This is a genomic window from Phycisphaerae bacterium, from assembly GCA_012729815.1.
In the GTDB taxonomy this organism is placed as follows: domain Bacteria; phylum Planctomycetota; class Phycisphaerae; order JAAYCJ01; family JAAYCJ01; genus JAAYCJ01.
Map to the genome: position 1 here is coordinate 23,614 of JAAYCJ010000086.1, position 6,611 is coordinate 30,224.

The 6,611-nt window shown below is 66.5% G+C and carries 2 protein-coding genes; both read left to right on the forward strand.

What is annotated here, in order from left to right; genetic code table 11:
• Positions 1-108 precede the first annotated feature (108 nt).
• Positions 109-3,330, forward strand: a complete 3,222-nt coding sequence (gene mfd / locus GXY33_06595) for a transcription-repair coupling factor (GenBank protein NLX04794.1) — start codon at positions 109-111, stop codon at positions 3,328-3,330.
• A gap of 119 nt (positions 3,331-3,449) precedes the next feature.
• On the forward strand, positions 3,450-6,611 hold a 3,162-nt coding region (locus tag GXY33_06600; GenBank protein NLX04795.1), incomplete at its 3' end, for a hypothetical protein.

Sequence of the window (6,611 nt, forward strand, 5' to 3'; positions counted from 1 at the left end):
CGGAAATCACATAAAGCCGGGCCGAACCGTCCGGTCAACCGATCCCACCCGACTCAGAAGAGGGACTGGACGGACGCGAAACCCAAGTGTAGAATACCCCGAACGACCGTGTTGACGTCCATCGTCGAAGATCAGAGGCTTCGGGAAATCGCGTCCCTTTTCGACCGCGCCACCCGGGTCGCGATCGAAGGGATCTGGGGAAGCTCCGCGCCCTTCGCCGCCGCAGCCGTCGCCAAGCTCACCGGCAAACGCCTCCTCTACGTCACCGCCCACCTCGACCAGGCCGACGACGTCCAGGAAGACCTCGAACTCTTCACCGGCCAGCCCGTCGATGTCTTCCCCGGCTGGGAGGCTGACCTCCCCGAGAACCTCGCCAGCGACGAAATCGCCGCCGAACGGCTCAACGTCCTGACCCGCCTGCGACTGGACCCCGATCAGGTCCGCATCGTCGTCGCCCCCGTCCAGGCCCTCGTCTTCCCCGTCCCGCAGCCCGGCAGTTTCATCCACGAGTCCTTCGAACTCAAACACGGCGGCACCCTCGACGTCGAAGCCTTCGCCCAGTGGCTGGTCGACCACGGCTACACCCGCCTCGACCGCGTCGAACAGCCGGGCGATTTCGCCATTCGCGGCGGCATCGCCGACGTCTATCCCAGCGGCGTCGGCCACCCGGTGCGCGTCGAACTCTTCGGCGACCAGATCGACTCCATCCGGCGCTTCGATCCCGCCACCCAGCGATCCACCGACGCCATGGACTATTTCTACCTGCCCGCCACCAGCGACTACCTCCTCAAACTGCCCGGCTGTCCCGTGTTCGACTACTTCCTCGACACCGACACCATCATCTGCTGGCACGAACCCGTCGAAGTCTCCGAACTGGCCCAGACCTTCGTCTCACGCCTCAAGGATCCCGTCGGCGTCTACCCCTTCCATGCCATCTCGCGCCAAACCCAGCGGTTCAACCAACTCGCCCTCATCCGATTCCCCGGCGAACTCTTCCCCCACCGTGCGCGAATCGAATTCGCCGCGCTGCCCCGATTCGAAGCCAAACCCGACGCCGCCGTCGCCCAGGTCATCGAACTCGCCGCCGAATACGACACCACCGTCTTCTGCGAAAACCAGGCCGAGATCGAACGCTTCAGCCAACTGCTCGCCTCCGCCGACCCCCACGCCGCCCAGCGCATCACGCTCCGCGTCGGCCTCCTGCACCGCGGCTTCCTCTGGCCCGACCGCAAGCTCGCCCTCGTCGGACACCACGAGATCTTCCACCGCTACGAGCACCGCCACCGCCTCAAACGCAGCCCCGTCGCCGCCGTCACCGAGGCCTACGGCGAACTCGAAACCGGCGACTACGTCGTCCATGTCCAGCACGGCATCGGCAAGTACGAGGGCCTCAAGGTCGTCCGACGCGGCGACCGCTCCGAAGAAGTCCTCGTCATCAAGTACGCCGGCAACGTCAGCCTCCAGGTCCCCGTCTGGCAGGCCGACCAGGTCCAGAAGTACATCGGAGCCTTCCGCGGCCATCCCCAGCTCAGCCAGCTCGGCGGCAAAACCTGGCAAAAAACCAAGGAAAAAGTCGGCGAAGCCGTCTCCAGCCTCGCCGCCGAAATGCTCGAAATCCAGGCCCGGCGCGAAGCCACCGGCGGCATCGCCTACCCGCCCGACACCGATTGGCAGCGCCAGCTCGAAGAGTCCTTCATCTACCAGGAAACCGAAGACCAGCTCCTCGCCATCCGCGACATCAAACAGGATATGCAGCGGCCGCGGGCCATGGACCGACTCCTCTGCGGCGACGTCGGCTACGGCAAAACCGAAATCGCCATGCGCGCCGCCTTCAAAGCCCTCGAAGCCGGTTACCAGGTCGCCGTCCTCGTTCCCACCACCATCCTCGCCGAACAGCACTACCGAACCTTCTCCGAACGGCTCGCCGAGTTTCCCTTCACCGTCGAAAGCATCAGCCGATTCAAAAGCCGCAAGCAACAGAAGGACGTGCTCCAGCGAACGGTGGTGGGGCGGGTCGACGTCCTGATCGGAACCCACCGGCTCCTCAGCAAGGACGTCCGCTTCGCCAACCTCGGCATGGTCGTCGTCGACGAGGAACAGCGCTTCGGCGTCGCCCACAAGGAACGACTCAAACAGCTCCGCGCCACCGTCGACGTCCTGACCCTCACCGCCACGCCCATCCCGCGAACCCTCCACATGTCCCTCATTGGCCTGCGCGACATCAGCACCCTCGCCACCCCGCCCCTCGACCGCCGGTCCATCCAGACCGAAATCCGCAAGCTCGACTGGGCACTCGTCCGACAGGCCATCCTCCGCGAAATGAACCGCGACGGACAGGTCTACTTCGTCCACAACTACGTCAAGGACATCCAGCAGATCGCCGAGCACGTCCAAGCCGCTGTGCCCGAAGCCCGAATCGTCATCGGTCACGGACAGATGGACGAAAAAGAACTCGAAAAGGTCATGCTCGCCTTCCTCCGCCGACAGGCCGACGTCCTCGTCTGCACCACCATCATCGAAAGCGGCGTCGACATCCCCACCGTCAACACCATCATCATCAACAACGCCGACCGCTTCGGACTCGCCGACCTGCATCAGCTTCGCGGCCGCGTCGGACGATACAAGTACCGGGCGCATGCCTACCTCATGCTCCCGCCCAAACGACCGCTCACCCCGATCGCCGAACGCCGACTCCGCGCCATCGAGGAATACTCCGAACTCGGCGCCGGCTTCCGAATCGCCATGCGCGATCTGGAGATCCGCGGCGCCGGCAACATCCTCGGCCCGGAACAATCCGGCCACATCGCCGCCGTCGGATACGAACTCTACTGCCAACTCCTCGCCGAAACCGTCGACCGACTCCAGGACCGCCCAGCCGAGACCCACCGCAAAGCCAACCTCGACCTGCCACTCGTCGGCGCCCTGCCCAAAAAATACGTCGCCTCCGAACGCGACCGTCTCCAGATATACCAGCGGCTCGCCGGAGCTGAACGCGTCGACGACGTCGATCAACTCGAACGCGACCTCAACGACATCCACGGCCGCCTCCCCGACCCGACCCGCATGCTCCTCGACCTGGCCCGCCTGCGACTCGTCGCCGGTCGGTGGGGCGTTCGAACCGCCGTCCTTCGCGACGAGGACCTCGTCTTCCACCTCGACGACGCCACCCGCTGCCAGGAACTCTTCAGCCGGTCGCAGATCCCGCCCCGATTCGCTGACCCGCGAGAAGTCCACCTGCGACTGCCCCCGCGCTACCGCGAACCAGCCACCCTCGTCCGCATCCTCTTTAAACTCTTCTCCCCCGCCCACGAACCGCAAACGGCGACATGAAACAGCCGGAATCTCATGTGGGCCACGAACTTGTTAATGCTCAATTGAACTACTAGAATATTCCTATGTCACGGGAGCTTTCCGGAAAACAAAAAGCCCTCCGTTGGATTCGGCGGCTCATGCTGGCCCTGGCGGTCTTGGCTGTGCTGGCCTGGGTCGCCCCGTACCTGGTGCCGGCCGACATGCTCCGAAATCACGTCCAGCGCCAGATCGCCCAAGCCGTCACCGGCCGCGTCACCGTCAGCAGCGCCCACTTCAGTTGGTGCACCGGCTTCACCATCGAAGATGTGACGATCGACGACCGCCAGCAGGGGGGCCTGCGGGTCCAGGTCCGTAACGTCAGCGTCCCCATCGAGCCCTTCCGCCTCCTGTTCGCCAAAGAGATCGGCCTGGTGCAACTGCAGGGCGTCGACGTCGTCGCCGACGCCTCCTCGCCCCTGCGCTCGCCGCTGGCCGCGCCGATGCCCGAAGGCGGCGTGCGGATCGATCGGCTCGACCTTGCCGATGCCCACGTGACCGTCGCCTGGGCTGATGGGGCGGCCACCAGGCTGACCATCCCGCACCTCAGCCTCGACGTCGACCCGCGAACCGTGACCGTCGCTTGGAGCGGAACCGGCAAAGCCTCCTACACCCCTCACGGCCCGGACGAAAAACCGCATGACGCCGGCCGCTTCGGCGCCTCCGGACGACTCCAGATCGCCGAGCAGGGCGGCCAGACCTGCTACAGCGGAACCGTCGAATTCGCCTGGCAGGACCTCCAACTGACCGCCCTCCGCCTCGACCAGGCCCCGAACCTCTCCCTCGACAAACTCGCGGGCCGCTCCTCCGGTAAACTGAACCTCCAGGTCTTCCCCGACTTCCACTTCGACGGGCGACTGCGCACCCAGGTGCGCCAGGTCCATCTGCTCACCACCGGCTCCGCCGAACCCTCCTACATCGACGACCTCGGCATCGCGCTCGCCGGCGATTACGACCCGCTCACCGGCCGCTTCAACCTCGAAGCCCTCGACCTGACCAGCCCAGTCCTCTCCCTCGCCAGTTCGCTCGCCGGCCTCTTCGAACCGGCCGGCGTCTCACTGACCGAGGTCAACCTCTCCGGGCAATTCCGCACCGACCTCGCCGCCCAACAGGTGCCCGCCCTGGCCGAACGCCTCAGCCTTGAAGGCGAACTCTCCGGCCCGTGCCGCTTCGAAGCACACTGGCGAAACGACGACGTCCTCGAACATGTCAAGATCCAGGTGGACGCCTCCGACGTCTCGCTCCACGTCCCAAACGCCGTCGCAAAACCAGCGGGCGAACCGCTCTCCCTCGAAGTCGCCCTCAACGCCGATCCGCAGTCCTGGCCGTGGATGCAGGTCCACCGCCTCCAGTTCCGCTTCGCGGACCTCGAACTCTCAGGCAGCGGACGCCTCCCGCGGGTCCGCGCCGGCGAACGATTCGAATGGTGGCTCCAGAGCGTCCGCCGCCTCGCCGAATTCGACCTGGCCCTCAAGATCCCGCGCCTCCAACGGCTGGCCCAGGTCCTGCCGATCGCCGCGCCGCCCCTTGAGCAACTGGAAGCCACAGGGCCGCTGGACCTGCATGTGGCCTACGAAGGCCAGCGCGACTGGGCCCAGGCGGCCGCGCGGATCGAGCTGGGCCCGTCATCGAACCTGACCGTGGGCCGGTACTTCGTCAAACCGACGCGACGCCAGGTGCAACTCGACGTCAAGGCCCGATGGCCCTGGCTCGATCCCGCCCCGGCGCTCTGGCTTGAATTCCGCCTCGCCGCCGAACCGCTGGTCTTCGAAAACACCCAGCACCCCGTCAAAATTGTCTGGTCCTTCCACGAGGGCGGCGACTCGCCCGAACTGGACCTGGTCCTGGATGTGCCCGTCGCGATCCGCAACCCCGCACGCCTCGCCGACTTCAGCCCCGCTCTGGCCGAACGACTGAACCCATCGCACCAGTTCACCGGCCAGAGCGAATTCCGCCTCCAAGGATCGAATCGCCTGGCTTGCCGCGACGGCCAATGGCAACTGCTGCTCTCGCGGATGGCCTTTGCCGCCGACGCCGACGAGGCCGGCATCCGCGTCGCCGACGCCTTCGTCAAACGTCCCGGTACGCCTCTGGCCGCCAACGGCCAACTCCGCTACGACGGCGGCCGTCTCGACCTGGACGGCGAACTCAACTTCAAATCGCTGCACAGCCGCGTGGCCTTCCAGCGCACCTTCGGGCCCGAACCGACCGCCGCCGGACGCTACCAGGTGCGCCTCGACGAGGCCCGCGGCCTCCTGGAATCCCTGCCCCTGGTCCAACAGCATCTGCCAAACGGCCTCCAGATCGCTGGCGGCCTTGCCGCCGCGATCGACTGGCAGACCGGCCCCGACGGCGGACGGGTCGGCTGGACCGTCGACGCCTCCCAACTGGGCCTCGAAGCCGACGAGCGAACCCTCAAACGCCCCGGCGTCCGCTGCAGCCTCGACGGCCTCTTCGAACTCTCCGAACCTGCCGAAGGCGTCCAGGAACACCGCCTCTCGAAAGCATCGTTACACTACGGCGAGAGCTTCGTCAAGGTGGCCAGCGGCCGCGCCCGACTCGAAGCAATCGCCCCGCGGCACTGGCTGGCCGTCGTGGGCCTCGGACCGTGGCTGGCCTGGCGACACTCGCCGCTCCAGCACGCCGAACTTGAGGTCTCTGGCCGACTCGCCGTCGATCCGGACCTCCAAGCCCTCAGCGACCGCCTCCTCCAATGGTCCAGAACCCACCAGGCCGCCGGAGCGATCGACTTCGCCGCGAGAGGCCGCTTCGAAGATGGACTTCTGACCGCCCAACTCCGCGCCGACGCCGCCCCCTTCGGCTTCGCCTGGAAAAACGCGCTGCACAAGAACCCCGGCACGCCCGCCTCAGCCCGCCTCGGCCTCTCGCTCTGGGCCGACAGTCAGCAGAACGCCTATTACAGCCAGGTCGAGCCGTTCGAACTGACCTTCGGGCCCGCCTCGCTCAAAACCGACGGCCACCTGAACCTCCGCTGGGGCCTCGGACAGATTCCCGAGATCCTCGACGGCCGCCTGGCCATCGAAATCCCGCCCGTCGATCTGGCCGAACTGGCCGCCGTCTCGCCCCGACTCGCCGCCCTCCGGGCTTCGGGACGACCCGCCGCGCTGCTCAACGCCGACTGGCGCGACGGCCGGCTGATGATAGCCCCTTCGAGGATCGATCTGCACGAGGTCTCAATGACCGCCGACGGACAGCCGCTCACCCTCGACGGTGGCCTGACCTTCTCCAGCCATCACCTCGAC